The organism is Paenibacillus rubinfantis (assembly GCF_001486505.1).
GTDB lineage: Bacteria > Bacillota > Bacilli > Paenibacillales > Paenibacillaceae > Fontibacillus > Fontibacillus rubinfantis.
Genome location: NZ_LN909051.1, coordinates 1 through 4,226, shown reverse-complemented (window position 1 = coordinate 4,226; position 4,226 = coordinate 1). Strand labels below are relative to the sequence as shown.

The following is a 4,226-nucleotide window of genomic DNA, read 5'->3' as shown; positions in this document are numbered from 1 at the left end:
CCCCCCTCAAGATGAGATTTCCCAACTAGTAAGACCCCTTGAAGACGACGAGGTTGATAGGCCTGAGGTGGAAGTGCAGCAATGTATGGAGCTGACAGGTACTAATCGGTCGAGGGCTTATCCAAAACAACTCCAAAAAGTGGCGTCAGGCTGAACAAGCCGATTCGAGCACTTGAGGAGACTAACTCGCAAAATCGTTTCGTATCCAGTTTTCAGGGAGCAAGCACGGATCTGAAGGTATCCAAGCGATGACTTCAGTGAAGTAGGCTTACAGCATTTGGCGGTGCTGTTTCCTGTTACATATTTGATGAATCAAAACCCGTTTGGTGGCGATGGCGGAGGGGTTCCACACGTTCCCATCCCGAACACGACCGTTAAGCCCTCCAGCGCCGATGGTACTTGGACCGAAGGGTCCTGGGAGAGTAGGACGTCGCCAAGCAAAGACGAAAGAGCACTGCCGATGATTCGGTGGTGCTCTTTTTGTAGTACGCCCAGCATGGGCGTCATCTCTAGGGTGGAAAGTCCCGAAGGGGGACTGGCGAGAGCCTACCGTAGCCAAGGGTAAGGGTTTTTAACCTCGAAATCTTGACGGATCCTACCAAATGAAGTAAGGTTTCTATAAAAGGAATAATATAGAAAATAAATAAATTTTTAACTTATGCCTATTGGTTGGGAATGGAGGTTTTGTAAGATTGTCTTCGAAGATAAAAATGATAGTCTGCACTCTGCTATGTTCGATTTTAATTTCTGGCTGCTCCATAGAAACTGTATCTATCACCAAGGAAAAAGATGTAACATTGGACGTCGGATATACCAAAGAGGAGCATTTCAAACAAAGATATTCGGCTTTACTCGAAGACGACTATCCGAACCTCAGGGTTAATGTCGTCTCGACGAAAGAGCTGTTAAATCCCGACACGAACCCCGTACAATGGGTAAAAGAAAATCAGGTGGATCTCATTTATTTGCCTTCGGAACTTATGGATTCATTTGTACAAGAAGGATTGCTTACGGATATCGGTCCATTGATTCAAAAGGGCGATTTCGATTTGGAACGATTTGTGCCCAGCGTCATTGAATTAACTAAAACGTATGGCAACGGAAAGATCTATGGTTTGCCGGCGAATTTTTACGGCAGTGCCATCGTTTACAATAAGGATTTGTTTGATAAAAATAAAATTCAATATCCCGAGGATCAAATGACATGGGAAAGCATTCTATTGCTATCCAGCAGATTCCCCTCAACCGATTATAGTAACATCAAAGGAATTTCGCTTAAGAATACGAACTTGCTGGATTTGATTTTACGTATTGGACAAACATCCCGCCTAAAGGCATACGACCGTCAACAACAGCAAGTGTCTTTTAACGGCAAATCATGGATTCCTATTTGGGAAAATGCTATTCAGGCCTATACTAATGGGGCTTTAGATATTAACGCGGATCAAAATTCCTATCTATCTCCTTTTTTGGCGGGAGAGAGAGCGATGGCTGTAGTAAGTTACGATGACTACAAGCGTCTGGAACAAGAGAGGCTTCCTTTCAATTGGTCAATCGTTACCATGCCTATCGATCCGGCTCAAGCGGATCAGTCCGATTCCTTAAGGGTACCCGGATTTTTCGCGATTCTGAATTCCTCGGATGATCCGGACGCGGCTTGGGAACTGCTAAAATTTTTCTGTTCCGAAGATGTCGCCCGTTGGGAGTACCGTTCCGATTACGGGTTTTCCTCTTTATTGGATCAAGTGGTTACCAAAGTAGAAGATAGAGAGAAAGTGACCCCTTTCTATAAATTGTCACCGAGGATAGATCACGATCATGATATATTGCCAAGCGAGTTGTTGACGATTTCACAGCAGACTTTAGACCAAATTTTAGATCATACGCTCTCCGCACAAGAAGGATTGGATTCATTACAGACGAAGGCCGTCCAAGAATTAAAAAGGATGACGCCGATGGATTGATGTAGGTGGAGTCGAATGACTTCTGATTGCATAGATGAAGCTTGCAAGCTAATTACTAGTGTTAGTTTGTAAGGATTTTATCATCATGTTCGTACCTACATGCTTACTTCCAGAAAAGTCAGAAAAATTAATTTTGGAAGGAGACCTGATCTTATGAAGAAAAAAGGGAGTATTGCCGTATTTGCCGTTGTAATGGCTGTAACCGCAGCTATTCCGGTTTTTGCCGCCACAGATTCGGACGCGACTACCGATGCATATATCGGTTATTCGCAACAATCGAGCAGTTACGTCAGGGGCAAGGCATATGCATCATCAGTAAATTCAAAATTCAAAAGCATTAATGTGACCGGAACATTTTATCAAGGATCGACAAAAAAGGAGTCGGGAAGCTCATCCGCGACGAAAAAGGGATATGAGGCAGTTTGGTATACAAAAGACAGCACGTATTCTAGCTCCAATTCCTATTCTTTGAATGCCGCTTCGCGAACCTATTACACCGATGGAACATCTAGCGATCAATCCTACGCTTCGGCTAGTTGGTAAAATTCGATCTTAAGAAAAGGGGGAGCATTCCCCCTTTTTACAGTGAGGGAAACAAAAGATGCTACGTAAATTGACCATCCTTTTTTTATCGATAAGCCTGCTGATGGTATCTGGATGTTCGATTCATCCTGTGAAGGAGCCTGTTGTCATTACGATAAACTTTCCTTCCGAAAAACTATTTTATCAAATGTATGGACATGATTTTGAAGACAAATACAGCCATATCAAGCTTCAAGTCATCAGTGAGGATCTAGGCGACAAATCGACGGAGCCCTCTGCCGATGTGCTGTTTATGGATCAAGTCACCGTCTATAACCGGTTGGTGGAAGAAGGGAAACTTCTGAATTTGGAACAAAAACTCAGGGATGAAAAATATCCGATTTCGGAGTTTAGCCCTGCCGTCGTGAATGCATTGCGATCGGAAGTGGACGGTCACTTATACGCCTTAAGTCCATCTTTTATTAGTCATGCTCTCTATTATAATAGGGATCTTTTTGAGCAGTACGGGATCCCGTTTCCCCAAAACCAAATGACATGGGAAGAAGTGCTTGATCTTGCCAAAAGGTTTCCAGAACAAAATGCGGACGGTGAGGCCTTGTATGGATTTAAATCAAATTATTACATAAATATACCGTTCTCGATGATCCTCAGAATCGGTCAGACGGAAGGCCTGAATTTCGTGGATGCTCGAACGTTGCAAGTGAATATGGATTCAGCGGCATGGCATAGCATCTATCAGATGGTCATCGAGGCTTTTCGGGATAAAGCCGTATATGACAAGGATGACGATCCAACGGATGAAGTCGAACCGGCACCTATATTGACCGGCCATACCGCGATGGAAATTCAGTCTTACACAACAGCCTATAATTTTGAAAATTACGGACGGTTTATCGGTGCCAAACCTATCAATTGGGATATGGTGACCGTTCCGGTAAGTAGCAGAAGTCGAGGGCAAAGCGATTATTACGAGGTACAGGAGATTTACGGAATTTCCTCTAAATCGCAGCATGAAGAAGAAGCTTGGGAGTTACTCAATTTCATAACGAACGATACGCAGAAAATGACAAAGAATCAGCAAGATCAACTCTCCATGGGCTTACCTGCAAAAATGGATCTGATTAAATCTGTACAAGGCCATGATATATCGCCCTTGTACGAGTTGGAACCTGTAACGAAAAGCAACAATCCCTATGACTATATCCATTATGAAATCATAAATGCTTTTAAAGATGTGGGCCAAAACGTGATCCAGGAAGCCATACAGAATAAAATCACGGTAGACGAAGCGATTGAAAGGATTGAAAAAGAAGGGCAGACGGCGATTAACGAAATGAAATTAAAGCTGGCCCAAATGCCTGATGAGTAGCCGCTGAAGCTATAGAGCACCAAGTTAAATGCGAACATGATAAAAGAACCGGCCGTTCTGGTGCTCGGCGCTTCGCTGGTGTATTGGTTTCATACCGTAGGCACACCTCAACCCCGGCATTCCCCGCCCGGTGGGAGCCTAGGAAGCCGGAGCGCCAGCTTCGGTGGAGGCGCCGTTGGGATACCACCCTGATCGTATCGGAGTTCTAACCTGGTGCCGTGAACCGGTACGGGGACAGTGTCAGGTGGGCAGTTTGACTGGGGCGGTCGCCTCCTAAAGAGTAACGGAGGCGCCCCAAGGTTCCCTCAGAATGGTTGGAAATCATTCGAAGAGTGCAAAGGCAAAAGGGA

At 44.5% G+C, this 4,226-nt stretch carries 3 protein-coding genes and 3 rRNA genes; all 6 read left to right on the top strand.

From position 1 onward, the window contains the following. Positions 1-125 (top strand): 23S ribosomal RNA (locus tag BN3277_RS01100); the annotation flags it as partial. 197 nt (positions 126-322) lie between these two features. Beyond that, positions 323-439 (top strand): 5S ribosomal RNA (gene rrf, locus BN3277_RS01095). A 253-nt stretch (positions 440-692) separates the two neighbouring features. Next, positions 693-1,964 (top strand): ABC transporter substrate-binding protein, encoded by a 1,272-nt coding sequence (locus BN3277_RS01090; protein WP_082691252.1) that lies wholly within the window; start codon positions 693-695, stop codon positions 1,962-1,964. 153 nt (positions 1,965-2,117) lie between these two features. Beyond that, complete coding sequence (locus tag BN3277_RS01085; RefSeq protein WP_059040483.1) at positions 2,118-2,507, top strand: hypothetical protein; 390 nt, start codon at positions 2,118-2,120, stop codon at positions 2,505-2,507. Between the two features lie 58 nt (positions 2,508-2,565). Continuing rightward, positions 2,566-3,876 (top strand): ABC transporter substrate-binding protein, encoded by a 1,311-nt coding sequence (locus BN3277_RS01080; protein WP_059040482.1) that lies wholly within the window; start codon positions 2,566-2,568, stop codon positions 3,874-3,876. A gap of 93 nt (positions 3,877-3,969) precedes the next feature. Then, positions 3,970-4,226: ribosomal RNA gene (locus BN3277_RS24770) — 23S ribosomal RNA — on the top strand; the annotation flags it as partial.